Genomic DNA, 22493 nt, shown 5'->3' on the forward strand with positions numbered 1-22493 from the left:
CGCTCCTCACTAGGTCCAAACCTGATACTCAATCCTGAACGGTGTTCAGGTTAGAGTATGGCCATCACCGAGCCAAACAAGGGGCGCGCCGCCCCACCGATGAGCCGCTTGCGCGAAGAGCGTAGGGCGCTGAACCGATACGACCTGGTGCGCCGGGCCACCGCGATTCTCGACGACTACGGGATCGCGGATCTCACGATGCGCCGGCTGGCTCGTGAACTCGATATCGCGCCGAGCGCGCTGTACTGGCACTTCGCGAACAAACAGCAGCTGCTCGGCGCGGTCGCCGATCACGTGCTGGCGCCCTTGGCCGAAACTGATTGTCGCGACGTGCCCTGGCAGCAGCGCATCGAATTCCTGTGTGCCGCCTTGCGTGACGCTCTGCTATCCCACAAGGACGGAGCGGAGCTGGTGTCGGCGAGCTTCGCCTCTGGCCAGACCTCCCACATGATCACGGTGGTGAACCGCTTGGCCGAGGCCGCCGTCACCTCCGGACTGGGCGCGGTACCGGCAGCCCTGGCCGCCCGCAGCATCGTCTACTACGTCTTGGGTTATGTCGCCGACGAGCAGTCCCGGCTGCAGTGGGATTCGGCCGGTGCGCTGCAAGACGGCCAGTCATTGCTCGCCGACGGCGCGGGGCTGACGGACCCCACCGCGCAGTTCGGATTTGGTGTGCGCCTTCTGGTGGACGGCATCGGCCAGCTGGCCCGCCAGTCCAGCCCGATCAGTTAGAGGCCACCAGCTCCTTGACCCACTGCGGGTCGAAGAGCGCGACGCTCATCTCGGCGAAGACCGCGGGCATCAGCCGTCCGGCCCCCTCGGGAATCACCGCACGCACCGGCGTCTGGAACTGGTTCGCCAGGTCCTCACGATTGAGCCGCTGGGCCAGATCCGGCTCTGCCGGGAAACTCCCCACCACCAGGCCGGCACAGGGCACTGACTGCGCCGCCAGCGCCTCCAGCGTGAGAGCGGTGTGGTTGAGCGTGCCCAGGTCGGCGGTGGTTACCACCAGCACCGGCGCGTCCAGAACAATCGCCAGATCGCGCAGGGTCTTCCCCCCGGCGGCCAACTCCACCAGCAGGCCGCCCGCGCCTTCGACCAGCGTCAGTGCTCCGGGCCGGTCCAGGGCGAATATCGCCGTGGCCATCTGCACGTGGTCCAGCAGGCGAAGGCCCGCCCGCGATGCCGCAGCCACCGGAGCAAGCGGTTCGGGATAACGCGCCAAGGTCTCGACGCGTGTCACCCCGGACAGCCGGGCAACCTCGTCGGCGTCACGGTCCTCGCCGGTTTGCACCGGTTTACACACCGTCACCTCAATGCCTTGGCTCACCGCGGCCGCGGCCAGGGCCGCGGTGGCCACCGTCTTCCCCACTCCCGTCGATGTTCCGGTGACCAGGAGGACCGTCATCGGCGGGCCAGCGCTAATACTCCGGCGAGCACCTCACGTACCCGATCCATATCGGCATCGGTGAGGGAAGCGCGCGCCGTCAGGCGCAGCAGTGACTGCCCTTCGGGGACCGACGGCGGACGGAAGCAGCCCACCCGGACACCCTGCTCCAGGCATGCCTTGGCGGCGTTGAACGCGACCGTGGGGTCTCCCAGCACCACCGGCACCACAGCGGACTCAGGCCTATCCGCCAAACCGCACCACTGACCGAGCGTGGCCGCGTGGTCAAGGACGGCGTGAACCCGTTCCGGCTCGGCAGCCATCAGGCGCAACGCCGCCAGCGCCGACCCGACCGCGGCTGGAGCGAGACCGGTGTCGAAGATAAACGGCCGCGCGGCGTCGACCAGATGTGCGCGAACAGCCTCCGAGCCCAACACCGCCCCACCCTGGCTACCCAGGGCCTTGGAAAGCGTGACGGTGACGACGAGGTCCTCACGTCCGGCAAGACCTACTTCGGCGACCAGCCCGCGACCACCGGCTCCGCGTACACCCAGCCCGTGCGCCTCATCGACCAACAGCACCGCTGCGTGACTGCGACAGACCCCGTACAGGTCGGTCAGTGGTGCGAGTGCGCCATCGGCACTGAAGACCGCATCGGTGAGGACAAGTGCGCGTTCCTCGGGGCGTTGCGCCAGGGCCGCGGCCACCGCCTGCGTATCGCGATAGGGCGTCACCACAACGCGCGCCCTCGACAGGCGGCAAGCATCGATCAGCGAGGCGTGCGTGCGCGCATCGGAGACAATGAGCGTTCCCGGACCGGAAAGTGCCACCACCGCACCGAGATTGGCGGTGTACCCCGAGGAGAAGACCAGTGCCGACTGTGTGCCCATGAAGTCGGCGAGCTCCCGCTCAAGCTCTTCATGCAGTTCGGTGTTGCCGGTGACAAGGCGCGAACCGGTGGAGCCCGCGCCCCACACCCGCAGGGCTTCGACGCCGGCCTCGATCACCTCCGGGTGTCGCGCCAGGCCCAGGTAGTCGTTGGACGCCAGGTCGATCTCGGGCTCGGCGGCACTGCGGGTACGTAGCCGCCGACGCAGTCCGGCGGCTTCCCGTTGACGCTCCACCTCACCCAACCAGGCAAGCGGTGATGATGCCTCGACCACCGACGCCTCCTCTCCTGAACGGTGTTCAGGTTAGCGCACACGTGGAAGCTCCCGTCACGGCGTTCGGCCTGGCGACGCGGCCCCCACCGCCGCCGCCGCACGCACCATCGCATCGGCAATCCGCTGTATCTCGTCCCCGCTGCAGATGTACGGCGGCATCGTGTAGATCAAGGTCCGGAACGGCCGCAGCCACACCCCGGCGTCGAGCGCCGCATCGGTGGCGATGCGCATGCCCTGCTGCCCCAAGGGCAGTTGCATGTCAATCACCCCGATGGCGCCGCACACCCGCACATCGGCAACTCCATCGAGATCAGCAGCGGGCGCCAGGCCGCTGCGCAGGCCCTCGGAGATCGCCGTAACCCGCGATTTCCAATCCCCTGATCGCAGCAGTTCTATCGAAGCGACCGCCACCGCGCAGGCCAACGGGTTGGCCATGAAGGTCGGGCCGTGCATGAGCGCGCCCGCCGCACCGTCACTGATGGTGCGCGCGATTTTCGCGGTACACAGCGTGGCGGCCAGGGTCAGATAGCCACCGGTCATCGCCTTACCCACACACATGATGTCGGGGCTGACCCCGGCATGGTCGGCTGCGAACAGCTCACCGGTGCGCCCGAAGCCCGTCGCGATCTCGTCGAAGATCAGCAGCACACCGTGCCGGTCGCACATGGCGCGTAGCTCTGCCAAATAGCGCGGATCGTGGAACCGCATTCCGCCGGCACCCTGAACCACCGGCTCGACGATGACGGCCGCCAGTTCCGCGGCATGCTCGGTCAGCTCTGCCTCAAAACGCCGCGTGTACTCGTCGTCGTAGGCGTGGGGAACCTTCTCGGCGAAGACCTGCTCGACCAGCACATCTGTCCACAGCGAGTGCATGCCGCCTTCCGGATCGCACACGCTCATTGGGGCGAAGGTGTCGCCGTGATACCCCCCGCGCCAAGTCATCAGACGATGTTTGGCCGGCAGCCCCAGGCTGCGCCAGTACTGCAGCGCCATCTTGATCGCCACTTCCACCGATACCGATCCGGAGTCGCAGAAGAACACCGTTTCCAGACCGGCCGGAGTCAGCTCCACCAGCAGCTGGGCGAGGCGCGCGGCAGGTTCGTGGGTGAGCCCACCGAACATGACATGGCTCATCGAGGCCAACTGTTCGGTCACCGCACGGTCCAGCGCGGGATGGCCGTGGCCGTGGATGCACGACCACCATGAGCTCATCGCGTCGAGCACCTCGACCGATCGGCCATCACGCACCACCGTGATGTTCGGACCGCTCGCACTGGTCACCACCAGCGGCCGTTGAGCGGCATCGGGATCACCGATCCCGCTGTACGGATGCCACAGATGCGCAGCATCGACGGCTCCGACTTCATCGGGTGTCAACCTCGGCACAATCATCGAGCCTGTCACAAACCCTCGGCACGGAGCCATTCGCCTCGTGCGCACACGCCGTTGGCGCGCACCTGCGGAGACTCTCGGCAACCATGGGTACATTGGGGGCGAAAATGTTCTTCGTCTCAGCAACCAAACCCGTGACCGATCCCGAGGTGCCTCCCACCGCGGCGATGGACGCCACCCCAAAACCCAAGAGCAGCAAGGGGTTTTATCGGCACGACCTCGACGGATTGCGCGGAATCGCGATTTTTCTGGTCGCGGTGTTTCACGTCTGGTTCGGCAGGGTGTCGGGTGGAGTTGACGTTTTCTTAACCCTTTCGGGCTTCTTCTACGGCAGCAAGCTACTACGCACAGCGACTACACAGGGAGCCTCGCTCAACCCCGTACCGGTACTGAAGCGACTGGTCCGGCGCTTGCTCCCCGCGCTGGTTCTGGTGCTGGCGGCCTGTGCCGTACTCACCGTCTTAGTGCAACCCGAGACCCGGTGGGAGACATTCGCCGAGCAGAGTCTGGCCAGCCTCGGCTACTACCAGAACTGGGAGCTGGCCAACACCGCCGCCGACTATCTGGCAGCCAGCGAGTCGGTCAGCCCACTCCAGCACCTCTGGTCGATGTCGGTTCAGGGCCAGTTCTACGTCGGTTTCCTGGCGTTGGTGTATCTGCTGGCGGTTCTGCTGCGCAAACCACTCGGCCGGCATATCCGCACCGTCCTGGTGGCCGTGATCGCAAGCCTGACCGCCGCATCGTTCGGGTACGCGATCTACGCACATCTCGACTTCCAGTCGATTGCCTACTACAACACGTTCGCGCGGGCGTGGGAGTTGCTGCTCGGCGTGCTGGTGGGCGCGCTAGTGGCCGGAACCCGCTGGCCGATGTGGCTTCGCCAGGTCCTGAGCATCGCGGCGCTGGCGACGATCCTGTCCTGTGGCGCGCTCATCAACGGCGTGCGGGAGTTCCCGGGCCCGCTGGCCCTGGTACCCGTCGTCGCCACACTCGTCCTCATCTTGTCGGCGGCGAATCTGCCCACCGACACACCACAACCGGCGGCGAACCGGTTCCTGGCCACCAGGCCCCTGGTCGAGCTGGGATCACTGGCCTACTCCCTTTACCTATGGCACTGGCCGCTGCTGGTCTACTGGCTGGTCTATAGCGGTCAGCCCAAGGTCTCCTTGTGGGAAGGTGCCGCCATCCTCGGCATATCCCTGGCGTTGGCCTACCTGACCAACAAATACGTCGAGACTCCCCTGCGCTACCCCCGGCCGGTCGCCAAGCCCTCCACGCTATGGACCAGGCTGCGGCGCCCCACCTTGGCGCTCGGGACCTCCATCGTGTTGATGGCGGTCGCGCTGACCGCCACCTCATTCACCTGGCTCGAACATGTCACGGTGCAACGGTCCAACGGCAAGGAGCTCTCCGGCCTGCGTCCACGGGACTACCCCGGTGCCGGAGCCCTGCTCTACGGCGACCGCGTGCCCGACCTCCCGATGCGGCCCACCACCCTGGAGGCCTCCGACGACCTGCCCATCACCACCGAGCAGGACTGCATCAGCGACTTCCGCAATCGCGCGGTAATCACCTGTACCTACGGCAATCCGCACGCCACGCGAACCATCGCACTGGCCGGTGGGTCGCATGCCGAACACTGGATCACCGCCCTCGACATTCTGGGGCGCCAACACAACTTCAAGATCACCACCTATCTCAAGATGGGTTGCCCGCTCAGTACCGAAGAGGTCCCCCGCATCGCCGGGTCTAACGACCCATACCCCGATTGCAAGAAATGGGTCGACGAGGTGATGGCGCGGTTGATCAAGGAACACCCCGACTACGTCTTCACGACCACCACCCGACCGCGCTCCGCGCTTGGCACCGGCGATGTGATGCCCGATAGCTACCTGGGCATCTGGTCGGCGTTCGACGAGGCGGGGATTCCTGTTCTCGGGATGCGCGACACGCCCTGGCTGATCGACAGGGACGGCACCACCTACACCGCCGCCGACTGCATTTCGGCGGGGGGAACCTCCGATTCGTGCGCCATGGATCGCAACCGCGCGCTCGATGACGTGAATCCCACGCTCGCCATCGCGAATCAGTTCCCACTGCTCAAGATTCTCGATATGACCAAGGCCGTCTGCCGTTCCGACAAATGTCGTGTAGTTGAAGGAAACGTGTTGGTGTATCACGATTCTCACCACATCTCGGCGACCTACATGCGCACGATGACCAAGGAGCTGGGACGCCAGATCGCGCTCGCGACCGGTTGGTGGCGGACCACCCCGCCAGGCAAGTGAGGCGCGCGATTCCGGTGTAGACCGATAGGGTCTATCACTATGACCCTGCCACCACTTCAGGTATGGCCGGGCAACCCGTATCCGCTGGGCGCCACCTATGACGGAGCCGGCACCAACTTCTCGTTGTTCTCCGAGGTCGCGACGGCCGTCGAACTGTGCCTGATCGCCAAGGACGGCACGGAAACCCGTGTGCCACTCGATGAGGTCGACGGGTACGTGTGGCACTGCTACCTGCCAACCGTCTCCCCCGGCCAGCGTTACGGATTCCGGGTACACGGTCCCTGGGAGCCTGAGGCCGGGCACCGCTGCGACCCCAACAAGCTGCTCCTCGACCCGTACGGCAAGGCCTTTCACGGCGAGTTCGGCTACACCCCCGAGGCGGATCCGCCGCTGCTCTCGTACCAGACCGATCCACTGGACACCGAGACACTCGTCGCACGCGACTCGCTGGGCCACACCATGACCTCTGTGGTCATCAACCCCTACTTCGACTGGGGTTCGGATCGTGGCCCACGCACTCCATATCACGAGACGGTGATCTACGAGGCTCATGTCAAAGGCATGACACAGACCCATCCCGGAATTCCCGAGGAGCTTCGGGGCACCTACGCCGGTCTGGCGCATCCGGTCGTCATCGAGCACCTGCGTTCCCTCGGTGTCACCGCCATTGAACTGATGCCCGTGCACCAGTTCTTCCAAGACAGCCGGCTGATTGCCCTCGGGTTGCGAAACTATTGGGGGTACAACACCTTCGGATTCCTGGCTCCGCATGCGGGGTACGCGTCATCGCCGCACGCGGGCGGCGCCGTCGCCGAATTCAAGGCAATGGTTCGCGCTCTGCACGAGGCGGGTATCGAGGTCATCCTCGACGTCGTCTACAACCACACGGCCGAGGGCGATCACATCGGCCCGACCCTGAGTTTCCGCGGCATCGACAATCGCGCCTACTACAAACTCAACGACGACAACCTCGCGCGCTACACCGACTACACCGGGACGGGAAACAGTCTCAACGCTCGCCACCCGCACACGTTGCAGCTCATCATGGACTCGCTGCGCTACTGGGTCACCGAAATGCATGTCGACGGATTCCGGTTCGACCTGGCCTCGACCCTGGCCCGCGAGTTGCACGACGTCGATCGCCTGTCCGCCTTTTTCGACCTGGTGCAGCAAGACCCGATCGTCAGTCAGGTCAAACTGATCGCCGAACCCTGGGATATCGGCGAGGGCGGATACCAGGTGGGCAACTTCCCCGGCTTGTGGACCGAATGGAACGGGAAGTTCCGCGACACCGTCCGTGATTACTGGCGCGGAGAGCCCGCCACCCTCGGCGAATTCGCTTCGCGCCTCACCGGCTCCTCAGATCTCTACGAGGCGACCGGGCGCCGCCCCAGTGCGAGCATCAACTTCGTCACCGCGCATGACGGCTTCACACTGCGAGACCTGGTCTCGTACAACGAGAAACACAATGAGGCCAATGGTGAGGACAACCGGGACGGAGAAACTCACAACCGCTCGTGGAACTGCGGTGTGGAGGGTCCCACCGATGATCCGGAGATTCTGGCGCTGCGTGCCCGCCAGATGCGCAACATTTTCGCGACCCTGGTGCTGAGTCAGGGCACGCCGATGCTCTCGCACGGCGACGAGATCGGCCGCACCCAGCAGGGCAATAACAACGTGTACTGCCAGGATTCGACACTGTCCTGGATGGACTGGGAGCTGGCTGAAACAAATTCCGACCTGCTGCAGTTCGCCAGAACGGTGATCGCGCTGCGTAAACAGCACCCGGTGTTCCGCCGCCGCCGCTTCTTCGCCGGACGACCCATCCGCGAGGGCGAGGAGGTACGCGACATCGCGTGGCTGACACCCGCGGGCGAGGAAATGACCACGGCCGACTGGGACAGCGGTTTCGGCAAGAGTCTGGCCGTCTTCCTCAACGGCGATGCGATCCCCGAACCCAATGCCCGCGGCGAACGTGTGTCGGGCGACTCGTTCCTGCTGTGTTTCAACGCCTATGACGAACCGCTGGATTTCGTGACACCCGACGGCGACTATGCGACGCAGTGGACAGCCGTCCTCGACACTGCCGAACCCGACGGACAATGCTCGGCGATAGTCGACGCGGGCAAGGCCGTGCGCGTGCAGGACCGCGCCCTGGTCGTGCTGCGCAAGAGCGGATAGCCGGCGCTACGTCAGGTAGCGGAATGCCGCCGAATCCGGTTCCAGCCGTTCGATATCAAGGTCCGACGCGTACATGCGGTCCAGCAAGCCCGCGAGATCCTCGGCACTGCTGAGCTCGATGCCCACCAGGGCGGCACCCATCTCGCGGTTGTTCCGCTTGACGTACTCGAACAGCGTGATGTCGTCGTTGGGCCCGAGTATGTCGCCCAGGAATCGGCGCAATGCACCCGGCTCCTGCGGGAAGTCGACCAGGAAGTAGTGCTTGAGCCCCAGGTGCACCAATGAGCGCTCCAGGATCTCGCCGTACCGCGACACATCGTTGTTGCCACCGGAAATCAGGCAGACAACCGTCTCACCGGGGGCCAGCTCCAGTTCTGACAGCGCGGCGACCGACAGCGCGCCGGCGGGCTCGGCGATGATGCCTTCGTTCTGGTACAGCTCGAGCATGGCCGTGCAAGCGGCACCTTCGTCGACGGTCATCAACGTCAATGTCTCTCCGGCCGCAGCCAGTAGCCGGTACGGAACCGCGCCGGCCACCTGTACCGCGCAGCCGTCGACGAACGGATCGACATGATCGAGTGGGACCGGTCCACCGGCCCGCATCGCGGCCGCCATGCACGCCGCACCGGCCGGCTCGACACCGACGACCCGCACCTGAGGAGCCCGTTCCCGCAGGTACGTGACGATCCCGGAGATGCACCCGCCGCCACCGACCGGGACCACCACAACGTCCGGCCGGACATCGAGCTGGTCGAGGATCTCGGCGGCAATGGTGCCCTGCCCGGCAATGGTCCGCGGATCGTCGAACGCCGGAACAAGGGTGGCCCCGGTGCGTTCGGCGTCGGCCTTGGCCGCCGCGGCCGCCTCGTCGTAGCCGTGCCCGACAGCGATGAGCTCAACGAACCCGTTGCCGTGATAGATGATCCGTTGCCGCTTCTGCTTCGGAGTCTTACTGGGGATGTACACACGCCCGTGTACACCCATCGAATTGCAGGCCAACGCGAACCCCTGGGCGTGGTTTCCGGCGCTGGAGCACACGACGCCCGCAGCCTTCTCCTCGTCGCTGAGCTGCATCAAGAGGTTGAACGCACCACGCAGCTTGTACGAGCGAACCGATTGCAGATCTTCACGCTTGAGATAGACGTTGGCCCCGGTGAGCGCCGACAGGCGATCGGCGTGCTGGACGGGAGTCGGGTGCACCACCTCGTCGATGCGCTTGGCCGCCGCGTCGATATCACTGGCGGTGACGGCCTGAGCCGTGCTCAAGAGACAGGTGTCAGCACGAAAACCGGGATCTGACGGTCGGTCTTGGTTTGGTATTCCGCATACGGCGGGTAGGCCTCGACGGCGCGATCCCACCACTGTGCCTTCTCGTCGCCGACCACCTCGCGTGACTGGTAGTCCTTGGTGATGCTGCCGTCCTGCAGCTCGACGAGCGGGTTCTCTTTGACGTTGTAGTACCAGACGGGGTTCTTGGGTGCACCGCCCAGCGAGGCCACGATGGCGTACTCACCGTTGTGCTCCACGCGCATCAGGGCGATCTTGCGCAGCTTGCCGGACTTCGCGCCCAGTGTGGTCAGCAGGATCACCGGCATGTCCGCAATGGTGATGCCGTCGGTGGTCCCACTCTCGATGATCTTGGCCACCTGCTTCTGCGACCAATCGAGTCCACTGGGTTCGTATTCACCGGTTAATGGCATGCCGACAACTGTATCGCCCCAGGCATCGGGGAATCACGCCGATAATGCCGAACGCCCGGCAGCCCTGCCCGCATCGGACACCCCGCGACTTTAGTTTTAGAGGCCACGATGGGAGTGTTCGGTTGACCGAACTTCCCGGTTAGGCATATCCTTCATTCATGACGACGTTCGAGCGCGCAGCACATGGAGTGCGGCCGATTGACGTCGCCGCCGTGCCCGCCTACAAGCTGCTGGCATTGGGAGTCGGCACGGCGGTGTTCGTGGTGGCGCTCTTGCTGGTGGCATCGCTGTCGACCGCGGTGCTCTCGGCCGCCGCTGTGGCCAGCATGGTCTGGCTGACCGGCTCGTTCATTCACTGAGCAGAACCATCCAACGGGGTGTAATACATCCCCATGTCTTCACCAAGCCAATCGGCCGCCGGGCATCCCGGTGAGCACCGCATGGAGCGGCTGGCCCACGAGGTGACCGATGACGTACTGGCCGCCGAGAAACATCTCCCTTCCTGGTTGCGCCCCGGCGCTCCGGAAAGCCGAATACCGGTTCTTATCGCTCTTGTCGCGGCGATCGGCCTTCAGCTGGCCATCCCCGCACAGTTCAATCTGACGCCGCGTTGGCCGCTCCCGGCCCTTGAGTCCGCGCTCCTGGTAGTCCTGGTGATCCTGAACCCGATAAAGTTCACGCGTTCAACAACTCTCGGGCGTTGGGCGACATATGTGCTGATCGCTGCGATCACCGCCGACAACACCATCTCGGCGGCGCTGCTGGATTACAAGATCGTCACCGGGCAGATGGGTGACAATCCGCGGGTACTCCTGGGCAGTGGCCTGGCCATCTTCATCACCAACATCATCGTGTTCGGCATGTGGTACTGGGAGTTCGACCGCGGCGGACCGTTCGCGCGCCACACCACCGAACGGCCGCACCCGGATTTCATGTTTCCGCAGATGGCCAATCCCGAACTCGCTCCGCCAGATTGGCGCCCGAAGTTCCCTGACTACCTCTACGTGAGCTTCACCAACGTCGTCGCGTTCTCCCCCACCGACACCATGCCCTTGTCGCGCTGGGCGAAGATGCTGATGACCCTGCAGTCGATGGTCGCGCTGTCCACTGTGGCGCTGGTGCTGGCCCGCGCCGTGAACATTCTGGGCTAGTGGTGATCCCGCAGGGCTCGGCCACGACATCGGAGGTCCCCGGGACTCTCAACCGGATTCTGCACCTGGCCACGATGCTCGCGGTGAACGCGATTCCCCTCACCGGCTGGTTCGTGGGCGGGTGGACCGCCGGCACGACGCTGGCTGTCTACTGGTTCGAGACCGTGGTGGCGTCCCTGTTCGTCGCACTCCGGGCACTTCTTCACAAGCGGTGGAGTCCGCGCCACGGGCACTTCCGGTACGAGGCACCGGGACCGGATCAGCGCTACTCCCGAACTTCCTTCATCAAGGGATTCCTCTTCACGACTCTCATCTTTTCGGCGGCGCACGGGTTCTTCCTGGCCGTCATCGTGTTGCTACTCACCCACAACGGCAAGGCCGCACTGATTGGCATCGATTGGCACACTGTCGTATTCGGATGCTTGCAGGTTCTTGTCGCGCTGGCCGTCGACTTTCTGATCGATCTTCCATCACTGCGCCGCTGGTCTTTCTGGCAGCTGGAGGTGATGGCAAGCCGCGGCTTCATGCGCGTTGCCGTCGTGCACCTCACCTTGATTTTCGGGATGTTCGCGGTCGCGGTCACCGACGCGCCCTCCGCGCTGTTCGGCGTGTTCGTCGTTCTGAAGACCATGTATTCGCTCAGTGTCACGTTCCCGCAATGGGAGCCGGCCACCCCGCCGCGCTGGCTCAGCCGGGCGATGAACCGGATCCCCAGCGCACGGCCCGGACTGACCTTCGAGCAGCAATGGGCCAAGGACCGGAACGCCGAGGCGGCACGGCGGAAGAAGAATGAAGAGCCCTGGGCAGGGACGCGGCGTTGAACGCTTCTCAGATGGGGTCGCTGCTGGAGTAGGTGTCGGTCGACTCCGGGCGCGCGCCGTAGCGCTGGGCATAGGTCTGGTGCTTGCGCGCATGCTTTTCGCGGTTACCGATATCGGCGAGTTTCGGGTCCAGATCGTGCTGGGCCAACCGGTAGCGGCGCCAGATCTTGTTGAGAGCGTGGGTCATCAGGATCGCCCAGACGTAGATGGGCAGGGTGATCGCCACATGCAACAGCAGTCCACCCGGTAGGAGCCAGAACGGCGCCAGGATGAAATGCGGCGGAATCACGTACCGGATCATGTGCCGCCGCACCGCTCCGGGGCCGGACAGATCGTTGGTCACCCAATCCCGCATCGAGTCGGGCAAGCGCTTTCCGTAGGCGTAGGTGATGTACTGCCCCGCGGTGGGCCGATCCGTTGTCATACACACTCCTGGCGTCTTATGCGGCTCTCGCCGGAGTGAGCAGCAGACAGCCCTGCTGAGTACAGGTAAGGCCCCGACGAGAGCCGTCAGGAACTATAGACGGGCCCCTGTCCTGCGGTGTTGCCGGGTTGCTAATCTTTGCAAGTTGTTGTGTGGTGAGGTGGACTGGATATGGATGCGCGTCAACCGCTGTACCGAATGAAGGCGGACTTCTTCAAGACATTGGGCCATCCGGTGCGGATTCGGGTGCTGGAGCTGCTCAGCGAGCGCGATCAAGCCGTGTCGGAAATGCTGCCCGAAGTGGGTATCGAGGCGGCCAACCTGTCGCAGCAGCTGGCCGTATTAAGGCGTGCCGGCCTGGTGACCGCCCGCCGCGAAGGACTGTCCGTGCTGTACACACTGACCTCACCGCGCGTAGCCGAGTTACTGGCGACCGCACGCAAAATCTTGACCGGTGTAGTGGCCGATCAGGCCGAATGGCTCGACTCCGCCGATCCCGTCGTGCCCGAGCTCGCCGATGCCGCAGCGACCCGACACGCGCAGACTTAGCCGCCCAGGCAGCCCGGCCCGAGTAGCGCCTTGAGGTCACCCATCAGCGCCGATGATGGCGTCACCCGAAGCGACTGATCGAGTTCGAGGGTGGTGACACGCTCTCCGCTGATCAAACGCAGATGGACCTGGTTGGTCCCGGGATGCCGCGCCAACACCTGCTTGAGTGCGGTCACCTTGTCGATGGTGCACTGCCGCGTCGGCAGCGTGACCGCAACCGGACGATCGTCGGAAGCCTGCGAGAAGTCGGGCACCACAAGGTCATTGGCAATCAGTGAAATCCGGTCATCGCGGATCGCCACCTTCGCGTTCACCAGAACGACCGCGTCATCGGCGATCTCGGCACCGTACACCGAATACGCCTGCGGGAAGAAGAGCACCTCGATGCCACCGGTTAGGTCCTCGAGTTGTGCGGAAGCCCAGGGCATTCCGTTCTTGTTGACCCGACGGTTGACCGAGGCGAGGATTCCGCCCACCCGCACCTGAGTGTCATTGGCGATGTCGCCTTCGAGGATCGTGGGAATCTGAGTGTCGGTCTGACGGCCCAGCAGGTGCGCCACCCCGTTGAGTGGGTGCCCGGATACATACAGCCCCAGCATCTCTCGCTCGAGCGCGAGCTTGTGCTTCTCTTCCCATTCCTCGTCGGGCACCTTGATGGCGAACACGCTGGATGCGTCGGCATCGTCATCTCCCGCACCGCCGAAGAGGTCGAACTGCCCCATCGCTTCGGCCTTCTTGGTGCCCAGCACCGAGTCGACGGCATCGGACTGGACGAGAAAAAGGCCCTTGCGGGAATGCCCCAGCGAGTCAAAGGCCCCGGCCTTCACCAGCGATTCCGTAACCTTCTTGTTGCAGGCCGCGATGTCGATCTTGTGCAGATAGTCCGAGAAATCGGTGAAGGCGCCCTTTGACTCCCGGGTGGCGATCAGGGACTGCACCACGTTGGCACCGACATTTCGCACGCCGCCGAGCCCGTAACGGATGTCCTCCCCCACCGAGGCGAAGTTGTGGACCGACTCATTGACGTCCGGCGGCAGCACCGTGATGCCCAGACGACGGCAATCGGCGAGATAGACGGCCGCCTTGTCCTTGTCGTCACCCACGGAGGTGAGCAGCCCGGCCATGTACTCGCCGGGGTAGTTGGCTTTGAGGTAGGCGGTCCAGAACGACACCAATCCGTAGCCGGCGGCGTGCGACTTGTTGAACGCGTATCCGGCGAACGGAAGAATCGTGTCCCACAACGCCTTGACGGCCTTCTCGGAGAAGCCGTTATTGGTCATGCCCTCGTAGAAGCCCTTGTATTCGGCTTCCAGCACTTCAAGCTTCTTCTTGCCCATGGCCTTGCGGAGCGCATCGGCCTTACCCATGGAATACGAGGCGACCTTCTGGGCGATGAACATGATCTGCTCTTGGTAGACGATCAGACCGTAGGTCTCCGAGAGGATGTCCCTGAGGGGCTCCTCCAGCTCGGGGTGAATCGGCTTGATCGGCTGGCGACCGTTCTTGCGGTCGGCGTAGTCGTTGTGGGCGTTCATGCCCATCGGGCCGGGGCGGTACAGCGCCAGCACGGCCACGATGTCGTTGAATCCGGTGGGCTGCATGCGGCGCAGCAGATCCCGCATGGGCCCGCCGTCGAGCTGGAACACGCCGAGAGTGTCACCGCGGGAGAGCAATTCGTAGGTGGCCGGATCTTCCAGCGGCAGATGATCCAGGTCCAGATCGATGCCCCTGTTGGCCTTGATGTTGTCCAGCGCATCACCGATGACGGTCAGGTTGCGCAACCCCAGAAAGTCCATCTTCAGCAGGCCGATGGCCTCACACGACGGATAGTCCCAGCCGGTGATGATGGCGCCGTCCTGCGCGCGCCGCCACAGCGGGATGGCGTCGGTGAGTGGCTCCGAGCTCATGATGACGGCACAGGCGTGCACACCCGCGTTGCGGATCAGGCCTTCCAGCCCGCGGGCGGTCTGATAGATGGTCCGCACATCGGGATCGGTGTCGATCAGGGTGCGAACCTCGGCGGCCTCTTTGTACCGCTCGTGTTCGGGGTCGGTGATACCCGAAAGCGGAATGTCCTTGGCCATGATGGGCGGTGGCAGCGCCTTGGTGATCCGGTCGGCGATAGCGAATCCGGGCTGGCCGTAGTGGATACGCGCCGAGTCCTTCAGCGCCGCCTTGGTCTTAATGGTGCCGAAGGTGATGACCTGCGCGACCCGGTCGCTGCCCCACTTATCGGTGGCGTACCGAACCATCTCACCGCGGCGACGGTCGTCAAAGTCGATATCGATATCGGGTGCCGACGGTCGTTCCGGATTCAGGAAGCGCTCGAACAGCAGCCCGTGCGGGATGGGATCGATGTTGGTGATCCCGAGCGCGTAGGCGACGAGCGATCCGGCCGCCGATCCACGGCCCGGGCCCACCCTGATTCCGACTTCCTTGGCATGGGTGACCAAGTCCCCGACGACCAGGAAGTATGCGGGGAAACCCTTCTGCTTGATGACGTCCAGCTCGTAGTGCGCACGGGTGAAGTACTCCTCGGGTACACCGCCGGGGACGCCGTCGAAGCGACGCTCCAGTCCACGGTCCACCTCCTTGCGCAGCCAGGAGTCCTGGTCTTCACCCTCGGGCACCGGGAACACCGGCATGCGGTCCTTGAAGCTCCAGACGTCTTCGTACGACTGCACCCGCTCGGCGATGAGCAGGGTGTTGTCACACGCGCCGGGCACGGCGTCATCCCAGAGGTCGCGCATCTCGGACGCCGGCTTCAGGAAGTAGCCGTCACCGTCGAACTTGAAGCGCGTGGGGTCCGACATGGTCTTGCCGGTCTGCACACACAGCAGTGCTTCGTGGTTGTGCGAGTGGTCCTTAGTGACGTAGTGGCAGTCGTTGGTGGCCAGCGGAGGTATGCCGAGCTTCTTGCCCAACTCCAGCAGTCCCTCGCGCACCCGGCGTTCGATGGACAGCCCGTGGTCCATCAGCTCCAGGAAGAAGTTCTCTTTGCCGAAGATCTGCTGCCATTTGGCGGCGGCTTCGAGTGCCTCGGCCTCCTGACCGAGACGGAGCCGGGTCTGCACTTCGCCGGAAGGACATCCGGTGGTGGCGATGATGCCGCTGGCGTGCTCGGCGATGAGCTCGGCGTCCATGCGCGCCCATTTACCCAGCTGGCCCTCGAATGAGGCCAGTGAGGACAACTTGAACAGGTTGCGCAGTCCTGTCGCGTTCTCGGCGACCATCGTCATGTGGGTGTAGGAACCCGAACCGGACACGTCATCGGACTTCTGCCCCGGATCGCCCCAGAAGACACGCTTGGTGTCGAACCGAGAGGCCGGCGCGATGTAGGCCTCGATGCCGATGATGGGCTTGACCCCGGTCGCACTGGCGACGTTGTAAAACTCGCTGGCGCCGTACATGTTGCCGTGGTCGGTCATGCCGACCGCCGTCATGCCGAGGCGCTCAACCTCGGCAAGCATCGGCTTGATCTTCGCCGCACCATCGAGCATCGAGTACTCGGTGTGGTTGTGCAGGTGCACGAACGAAGAATTCGAGGAGCTCACACGTGCCTTTCGTACCGACCCACGATGGGGGCGTCAATCGCTAGAGGGGTCAGTTTATGGCGAGGGTCCGACAGTCCCGGGCGTGTCGGGGGTGTGTCGCCCCGCTCATCCAGCTACCCGAATCACAGCGGTCACAAAAGCCCCGTCAGCAACGATCAGGGCCCGTTTTCCCGACGAATCCTCGCACGGGTGGCGGCTGCCATTGCAGCACCCGATCCATCTGCCGTAGGGACATACCCCGTGTGGCCCGCAGCGCCGCATCGCGCAACAGCGTCAACCACGGGTTCGAGACGAGTCCCAGCGCACCCAGTCGGCGGGAATCGCGTGCGATCCGCTGTGTCCGGCGTCGGCGCAACGCAATGGCGCGGCGGCGGCGATGACTGTGTGTCAGGTCGTGGCGGGCCGCACCCGGCGCGCACTGAGCACCGCGTCGACCGTGAAGACGACCAGCGCCGCCCAGATCAGCGCAAAGCCGGCCCACCGCTCCGGGGGCATCGCCTCATGCTTGACCAGCACACCCCAGAGCATCTGCAGCGATGGTGTCAGGTACTGCAGCAACCCAAGGGTAACCAGTGGAATGCGTTGTGCCGCAATTCCGAACATCAGCAGCGGCAGCGCTGTCACCACACCGCTGAACACGATCAGCGCGGTGTGACCGTGGGTATAGCCAAGGAAGTGCTGCTGCCCGGCGAGACTGAGAAACGCCACATAGGCCAGCGCGAACGGTGCCGCGACGATTCCCTCGGCCGTCAGGCTCACCCGCGGATCGACAGTCACCGTCTTCTTGATGGCTCCGTACCCGGCGAACGAGACGGCCAGGACCAAGGTGATGACCGGCAGCTGCCCGTAGTTGATCGTGAGCACGATGACTGCCGTGACTGCCAGTACCAGGGCCAGCAACTGCCATCGGCTGAGCGGCTCCCGGAAGATCAGCACACCCAACAACACCGTCACCAACGGGTTGACGAAGTATCCGAGCGCGGCGTCCAGGACATGCCCCGAGTTGACGGCATAGATGTAGACACCCCAGTTGAGGGCGATGAGAGCCGAGGCACCCGCGAGGAGGAACCAGTTGCGCGGCCCCATCGCGATGAGATCGCGCAATCGCCCGGAAACGGCGACGACGATCACCATCAGCAGCAGCGTCCAGATCATCCGGTGCGCCAGGATCTCCAGCGCACTGGCCGGCTTCAGCAGCGGGAAGAACGCGGGAAACAATCCCCACATGAAATAGGCGGCCGCACCGAACAGGTATCCGGACTTCAGACGATTCTCTTCGGGAGCGGCGACGATCCCACTCATCGCAGGACGTCGAGCGCGTGCGCCAGATCGTCCGGATACTCGCTGGTGATTTCCATCCAGCGACCATCGCCCGGATGTGTGAAGGCCAGCGACTTGGCGTGCAGCCATTGCCGTTCCAGCCCGAGCTTGGCAGCCAGCGTCGGATCCGCGCCATAGGTCAGATCACCGCAGCAGGGATGTTTGATGGCCGAGAAATGCACCCGGATCTGGTGGGTGCGACCGGTTTCCAGATGTATGTCCAGCAGGCTGGCCGCCACGAACGCCTCAAGGGTGTCGTAGTGGGTGATCGAATGACGCCCGTCCTCGACCACGGCGAACTTCCAGTCGTGTCCCCGGTGCCGCCCGATGGGGGCATCGATGGTGCCACTGGACGGGTCCGGATGTCCTTGTACGAGAGCGTGATAGCGCTTCTCGACGCGCCGGTACTTGAAGGCGCGTTTGAGCTCGGTGTAAGCCTTCTCCGACAACGCGACAACCATGACGCCCGAGGTTCCGACGTCCAGGCGGTGCACGATTCCCTTGCGTTCGGGCACACCGGAGGTAGTCATCCGGAACCCGGCTGCGGCGAGCCCGCCGAGCACGGTGGGACCGCTCCAGCCGACAGAGGCATGGGCCGCGACGCCCGCTGGTTTGTCGACGGCGACCAGATCGTCATCGGCGTAGAGAATCTTCATGCCCTCGATGGCCTCGACCCGATTCTCCGGCGGGGCCTTGGGTTCGGGGAGGGTGACCTCTAGCCAGGTACCCGCGGTGAGTTTCTCGGACTTGGTGACCGCAACCCCATCGAGAAGCACCGCGCCCTCTTCGGCGAGAGTTGCCGCGGCCGTGCGCGATAGCCCGAGCAGGCGTGCCAGCCCGGCGTCGACCCGCATGCCGGACAGGCCGTCGGGCACCGGCAGGGAACGCGAGGTCATGTCGGCTTGATCTGGGAAGCCTGCGCGTCGGCGTCGTCCGGCGTCGTCTCGTCGTCTGTGCTCGATGCTCCTCGCGTCGAGCGCTCGTCGGAGTCGTAGTCGTAGCCGAACAGTGACAGCGCCACCAGCAGGATCGCCCCACCTACCACCGCCGGATCGGCCACATTGAAGACCGGCCACCACCCCACCGAGAGGAAGTCGACCACGTGACCGCGCAGTGGCCCGGGTCCCCGAAAGAACCTGTCGACAAGATTGCCCAGCGCACCGCCGAGAATCATGCCCAAACCGATCGCCCACCACGTGGAGACCAACCGGCGGCCGATGAGCAGGATTCCCACCACAACCGAGATGGCGATGAGGGTCAGCACCCAGGTGTATCCGGTGGCGAAGGAGAACGCGGCGCCCGAGTTACGCACCAGCGTCCAGCTGACGGTGTCGCCGATGATGGGCACCGGCTTACCGGGCTGCAGCAGTTTGACGGCGAGAACCTTGCTGACGACATCCACCGCGAGTACCACCGCCGCCACGATGAGCAGCAGTTTTATCCGCCGCTTGGGCTTCGGGGCGGTCTCGGGCTCGTCACTCACGCCACCCATCATCCCTTACTCGGTGAGGCGCTTTGCGCAGCGTGTCTGCGATGATCGCCGCTGTGCCCGATGCTCTTCGCCCCAAAGGCCCGTCACCGACCCTTGTGCTGCTGACCACCGGCGGAACCATCGCGACCGAGGTGGGCAGCGACGGCATCGCCCGGCACCGCAGTTCAGGTGATGACCTGCTCGCGGCGTCAGGGTACGGCGAGGTCGTGGTCGACGACCTGATGACGATCGACAGCTCGGAAATGACCCCGCAGCGCTGGCAGCAGATCGCCGCGTCCATCCGCGCCCATATCGCCGGCGGCGCCTCCGGAGTCGTCATCGCGCATGGCACGGACACCTTGGAGGAAACCGCGCTCTGGCTCGCACTGACCTGCGCGGTGCAGGTACCCGTCGTCCTCACCGGGGCGCAGCGCAGTGGCGACCACCCCGAATCCGACGGCCCGGGAAATCTTCGCGATGCGTTGACGGTGGCCGCAAGCGGCGAGACTCTGGGCGTGGTGGTGTGCTTCGCCGGGCAGGTGTATGCGGCGCCAGGCCTGCGCAAGATCGATCTGGCCGATCCCGCCGGATTCGCCGGTGCCACCACCGTCGGGCATGTGCGCGACGGCGTGTTCGTTCGCAGCGGCGATGCCCCCGCCCCATTCCTTGGCACCGTGACCCGCGCCGCGTTACCCCGCGTCGACATCGTGAGCCTGTACCCGGGCGCCGACGCGGTGGCGCTCGACTCCTACGTGCGAGCCGGCGCCCAGGGACTGGTGCTGGAATCGATGGGCGCAGGTAACGCCAATGACGTTGTCATCGAGACAGTTTCGCGTCTCGTCGAGAACGGGATACGCGTGCTGGTGACCACCCGGGTGCCGGGCGGGGCGCTGACGGCCGGATATGCGCCGGGCCAGAGATTGATCGACGCCGGTGCGGTGGTGGTGCCCCGGCTACGTTCCGCACAGGCGCGGGTGCTGTTGATGGCGGCACTGGCCACCGGATCAGATCTGCGCGCCGTCGTCGGTCGGCTCGGCTGACTCCTGCGGCCAGTCCAGACTGGCCACCGGATCAGCACGGGTGACATCCCGGTCATCGACGCCGAAGGTGCGCGCGATGCCGGGCCCGCTGCCACGTGTCTCGAATCTCACGGTCATGACGCCGTGCCCGGTGCCCTGGATCCAACCGTGCCCGAACTCGGGATGGCTGACGTCGTCGCCGACGCCCCAGCTCACCGCGTGTGGTTCCGGCGTGGCGACAGCCGATGCAGCCTCATCGGTCTCGGCAATCGATTCGGTCTGGTCCAGGTCGGGAAAAAGAGAGGCCTGCTGGGTGTCGGAAAATCCCGAGAATCCCACGCCAACAAGGCGAATGGGGCCGATCTCAACAGGGTCGAGTAGCAGCCGGCGCGCAGCCGACATCAGTACCGCGCGTTCAGTGGTGGCGTAGGGCAGAGTCGCCGATCTGGTCAGGATGCTCATGTCTGAGCGGCGAAGTTTGACGGTGACGGTACGCACCCCGCGACCATGCTTGATCAATCGCCGGTGGGCGTGGGCGCCGATGGGTTCGATGGCCTCGCGCAATTGATCGAGAGTCGTCAGATCATCGGCGAAGGTGGATTCGGCGCTGATCTGTTTGGTTTCGGCTCGTTCGGCGACCGGACGCTCATCGATCCCCCGTGCGAGTTGATGCAGCGCGGGGCCGATCGTGCCGCCCAGCACCGAGGCCACCTCACCGGTCTGCAGCGCCGCGAACTGGCCAATAGTGTTGATTCCCAGGCGGTTCAGCCGCTCTTCGGCAACGGGTCCGATTCCCCACAATTTGCGCACCGGCAGATCCTCGAGCAGTGCGCGTTCCTCCGCCGGAGCGATGATCCGCACCCCGTCGGGTTTGGCCAATCCCGATGCGATCTTGGCGAGCTGCTTCCCCGACCCCGCCCCGACCGATGCGGTGAGCCCGGTCTCGACCAGCACCCGGGAACGAAGTTCCTCGATGTACTGGCCTACCGTTTCGGTTGTGGCCCCGGCCAGTTCGGCGGGCTCTCCGAAAGCCTCGTCGAAGGAGAGCTGTTCCAGCACCGGAATCATCGATCGCACCGTCGCGAACACCCTTCGGCTCGCGACGCCGTACACCGCCCCGCGAGGCGGCAGCACAACGGCGGAGATGCCCACGAGGCGCCGCGCCTGGTGCATGGGCATAGCCGAGCGGGCACCGAAAACCCGGGCCTCATAGCTCGCGCCGGCCACCACGCCCCGACCTCCCGTGCCGCCGACAAGGACCGGTCGCTCACGCAGGGTTGGCCGGGTCAGCTGCTCGACCGAGGCGAAGAAGGCGTCCATGTCGAGGTGCAGAACCCATCGACCGGCAGCACACACGCGATCATCGTATTGCGCAGGTCGGACGTGCCCTGTCCGGCGATCCCGCGACGCTGAGCACCACAGTTGCCACCCGATGGCCGAACTCCGATAGGAAATGGCTGAATCACGCTACTCGGACAGCCGATACGTCCCTAGCCTGATGTCATGGCAATGAACTTGGTGCACCGGTGGTGTTGTAGCTCGGAGATGTGGGCACGTAAGACCGAGTCGCAGCTCCTGCCGTGGGCGCTGCAGGGCGTTGAGCTCGGTGCGGACACCTTGGAGATCGGGCCCGGTTATGGCGCGAATCTGCGCGTGCTGACCAAACGCACCCCGCAGCTGACCGCCGTCGAGATCGACGACACCATGGCCTCCCGGCTACAGCGGCTCTATAGCGATCAGGCGACCGTGATGCAGGGCGACGGCACCAAGCTCGGTTTCGACGACGACCGCTTCAGCTCCGTGGTGTGCTTCACCATGCTGCACCATGTCCCGACAGCTGATCTGCAGGACCAGCTGTTCGCACAGGCGCACAGGGTGCTGGCCCCCGGCGGTGTCTTCGCCGGCAGCGACGGAGTGCATTCCACCTTCTTCCGGCTGCTGCACATCGGTGACACCTACAACCCGGTGCCGACGACATCGCTGCCGGGTCGCTTGCGGGCTGCGGGTTTCACCGATATCGAGCATCACCTCGACGGCGGCAATCAGCGCTGGCGCGCGGTGAAGGCCGCCTAG

Annotated in this window: 20 protein-coding genes; 9 read left to right on the forward strand and 11 right to left on the reverse strand. The window is 64.8% G+C overall.

All coding sequences use genetic code 11. The features are described from left to right. Positions 1 to 57: 57 nt before the first annotated feature. Positions 58 to 732 carry a TetR family transcriptional regulator gene (locus RHO23_RS08625; RefSeq protein WP_081346397.1) on the forward strand — a complete coding sequence of 225 codons (675 nt, stop codon included), beginning with the start codon at positions 58 to 60 and terminating at the stop codon, positions 730 to 732. Here the strand turns inward: RHO23_RS08625 and bioD are convergent. From bioD to RHO23_RS08640, 3 genes are read right to left on the reverse strand one after another with little or no spacing between them, the layout of a single operon-like run. Next, positions 725 to 1408, reverse strand: coding sequence for a dethiobiotin synthase (bioD, locus tag RHO23_RS08630; RefSeq protein ID WP_057965880.1), 684 nt, complete (start codon positions 1406 to 1408; stop codon positions 725 to 727). The two genes, RHO23_RS08625 and bioD, sit on opposite strands and share 8 nt — an antisense overlap. After that, complete coding sequence (locus RHO23_RS08635; protein WP_064408922.1) at positions 1405 to 2550, reverse strand: 8-amino-7-oxononanoate synthase; 1146 nt, start codon at positions 2548 to 2550, stop codon at positions 1405 to 1407. Before RHO23_RS08635 ends, bioD begins: the two co-directional genes overlap by 4 nt. A 54-nt stretch (positions 2551 to 2604) precedes the next feature. After that, positions 2605 to 3927, reverse strand: coding sequence for an adenosylmethionine--8-amino-7-oxononanoate transaminase (locus RHO23_RS08640; protein WP_206193545.1), 1323 nt, complete (start codon positions 3925 to 3927; stop codon positions 2605 to 2607). 122 nt (positions 3928 to 4049) lie between these two features. On the opposite strand from RHO23_RS08640, the gene RHO23_RS08645 reads away from it, so the two are divergent. Next, positions 4050 to 6230 carry an acyltransferase family protein gene (locus RHO23_RS08645; protein ID WP_070924264.1) on the forward strand — a complete coding sequence of 727 codons (2181 nt, stop codon included), beginning with the start codon at positions 4050 to 4052 and terminating at the stop codon, positions 6228 to 6230. A gap of 39 nt (positions 6231 to 6269) precedes the next feature. After that, entirely contained in the window at positions 6270 to 8411 is a 2142-nt protein-coding gene (gene glgX / locus RHO23_RS08650; protein ID WP_057965883.1) for a glycogen debranching protein GlgX, read from the forward strand. A gap of 6 nt (positions 8412 to 8417) precedes the next feature. Here the strand turns inward: glgX and ilvA are convergent, their stop codons facing one another. Beyond that, positions 8418 to 9677, reverse strand: coding sequence for a threonine ammonia-lyase IlvA (gene ilvA, locus RHO23_RS08655; protein ID WP_070941047.1), 1260 nt, complete (start codon positions 9675 to 9677; stop codon positions 8418 to 8420). Beyond that, positions 9674 to 10111 (reverse strand): nitroreductase family deazaflavin-dependent oxidoreductase, encoded by a 438-nt coding sequence (locus RHO23_RS08660; RefSeq protein WP_030093415.1) that lies wholly within the window; start codon positions 10109 to 10111, stop codon positions 9674 to 9676. Before RHO23_RS08660 ends, ilvA begins: the two co-directional genes overlap by 4 nt. Positions 10112 to 10269: 158 nt before the next feature. Between RHO23_RS08660 and RHO23_RS08665 the strand changes: the two genes are divergently transcribed. From RHO23_RS08665 to RHO23_RS08675, 3 genes are all read left to right on the forward strand, one after another. Continuing rightward, positions 10270 to 10470: a hypothetical protein gene (locus RHO23_RS08665; RefSeq protein WP_030093416.1), complete on the forward strand. Its 201-nt coding sequence runs from the start codon at positions 10270 to 10272 to the stop codon at positions 10468 to 10470. Positions 10471 to 10503: 33 nt separating this feature from the next. After that, positions 10504 to 11262, forward strand: coding sequence for a hypothetical protein (locus tag RHO23_RS08670; protein WP_030093417.1), 759 nt, complete (start codon positions 10504 to 10506; stop codon positions 11260 to 11262). Positions 11263 to 11336: 74 nt separating this feature from the next. Continuing rightward, on the forward strand, positions 11337 to 12083 hold the full coding sequence (locus tag RHO23_RS08675) for a DUF6498-containing protein (RefSeq protein ID WP_070941166.1): 747 nt from the start codon (positions 11337 to 11339) through the stop codon (positions 12081 to 12083). A gap of 7 nt (positions 12084 to 12090) precedes the next feature. Here the strand turns inward: RHO23_RS08675 and RHO23_RS08680 are convergent, their stop codons facing one another. Then, positions 12091 to 12507 carry a DUF5313 domain-containing protein gene (locus tag RHO23_RS08680; protein ID WP_030093419.1) on the reverse strand — a complete coding sequence of 139 codons (417 nt, stop codon included), beginning with the start codon at positions 12505 to 12507 and terminating at the stop codon, positions 12091 to 12093. A gap of 171 nt (positions 12508 to 12678) precedes the next feature. On the opposite strand from RHO23_RS08680, the gene RHO23_RS08685 reads away from it, so the two are divergent. Then, the gene (locus RHO23_RS08685) at positions 12679 to 13056 is read left to right on the forward strand and encodes an ArsR/SmtB family transcription factor (protein WP_057965887.1); all 378 of its coding nucleotides are present in this window, start codon (positions 12679 to 12681) and stop codon (positions 13054 to 13056) included. Here RHO23_RS08685 and dnaE read toward each other — a convergent pair. The 4 genes from dnaE to lspA all read right to left on the reverse strand — a co-directional run bounded on the left by dnaE (position 13053) and on the right by lspA (position 19425). Next, positions 13053 to 16610, reverse strand: coding sequence for a DNA polymerase III subunit alpha (dnaE, locus tag RHO23_RS08690; RefSeq protein ID WP_030093421.1), 3558 nt, complete (start codon positions 16608 to 16610; stop codon positions 13053 to 13055). The genes RHO23_RS08685 and dnaE overlap by 4 nt on opposite strands. A gap of 387 nt (positions 16611 to 16997) precedes the next feature. After that, positions 16998 to 17912: an EamA family transporter RarD gene (gene rarD, locus RHO23_RS08695; protein ID WP_423488939.1), complete on the reverse strand. Its 915-nt coding sequence runs from the start codon at positions 17910 to 17912 to the stop codon at positions 16998 to 17000. Further along, a complete protein-coding gene (locus RHO23_RS08700) occupies positions 17909 to 18826 on the reverse strand; it encodes an RluA family pseudouridine synthase (protein WP_046253815.1) in 918 nt (305 codons plus the stop codon). The genes rarD and RHO23_RS08700 overlap by 4 nt, the downstream gene beginning before the upstream one ends. Then, the gene (gene lspA / locus RHO23_RS08705; RefSeq protein WP_423488940.1) at positions 18823 to 19425 is read right to left on the reverse strand and encodes a signal peptidase II; all 603 of its coding nucleotides are present in this window, start codon (positions 19423 to 19425) and stop codon (positions 18823 to 18825) included. The genes RHO23_RS08700 and lspA overlap by 4 nt, the downstream gene beginning before the upstream one ends. 98 nt (positions 19426 to 19523) lie before the next feature. Between lspA and RHO23_RS08710 the strand changes: the two genes are divergently transcribed. Next, the gene (locus tag RHO23_RS08710) at positions 19524 to 20441 is read left to right on the forward strand and encodes an asparaginase (protein ID WP_070941167.1); all 918 of its coding nucleotides are present in this window, start codon (positions 19524 to 19526) and stop codon (positions 20439 to 20441) included. Here RHO23_RS08710 and RHO23_RS08715 read toward each other — a convergent pair. Continuing rightward, positions 20406 to 21776 (reverse strand): DNA polymerase IV, encoded by a 1371-nt coding sequence (locus tag RHO23_RS08715; RefSeq protein WP_081349341.1) that lies wholly within the window; start codon positions 21774 to 21776, stop codon positions 20406 to 20408. The two genes, RHO23_RS08710 and RHO23_RS08715, sit on opposite strands and share 36 nt — an antisense overlap. Before the next feature lie 147 nt (positions 21777 to 21923). On the opposite strand from RHO23_RS08715, the gene RHO23_RS08720 reads away from it, so the two are divergent. Continuing rightward, positions 21924 to 22493, forward strand: a complete 570-nt coding sequence (locus tag RHO23_RS08720) for a class I SAM-dependent methyltransferase (RefSeq protein WP_206193546.1) — start codon at positions 21924 to 21926, stop codon at positions 22491 to 22493.

It is taken from the genome of Mycobacteroides sp. PCS013, from assembly GCF_049532645.1.
In the GTDB taxonomy this organism is placed as follows: Bacteria; Actinomycetota; Actinomycetes; order Mycobacteriales; family Mycobacteriaceae; genus Mycobacterium; species Mycobacterium gwanakae.